Origin of the sequence: Rhizobium ecuadorense (assembly GCF_001187535.1) — a bacterium.
GTDB classification, from domain to species: domain Bacteria; phylum Pseudomonadota; class Alphaproteobacteria; order Rhizobiales; family Rhizobiaceae; genus Rhizobium; species Rhizobium ecuadorense.
The window spans coordinates 1-324 of record NZ_LFIO01000923.1 but is presented as its reverse complement, the minus strand read 5'-3'; the positions used below and the strand labels follow the sequence as shown (position 1 = coordinate 324).

The 324-nt window shown below is 63.0% G+C and carries 1 protein-coding gene; it reads left to right on the top strand.

The genetic code is table 11. From position 1 onward, the window contains the following. Positions 1 to 324, top strand: a 324-nt coding sequence (locus AF337_RS16025; protein ID WP_425287892.1) for an ABC transporter permease subunit, incomplete at both ends; no start/stop codon positions are given.

Genomic DNA, 324 nt, shown 5'->3' with positions numbered 1-324 from the left:
GTCGATCGTCATCCAGAACGGCTTGCTCGAAGGTTTTTCCGCCGATAGCCGCCGCGTCTTTGCCGGCAGCCTCGAAAGCGCCTCCGTGAATTTGGGCCCCGTCACCGCCGGCATCATGCCGCTGATGACCTTCTTTTCGGCGGTCGCCGTCATCGTCTGTCTCAACCAGCTGATCTATCGCACGTCCGTCGGCCGCGCCTTCCGGGCAACCTCGGACGATCCGGTGACAGCAGGGCTGATGGGCATCCGGCCGCAATTTATCTTCGCCATGGCGACGGGACTTGCCATGGTCGTGGTGACGATCGCGGCTCTCTACCTCGGGAC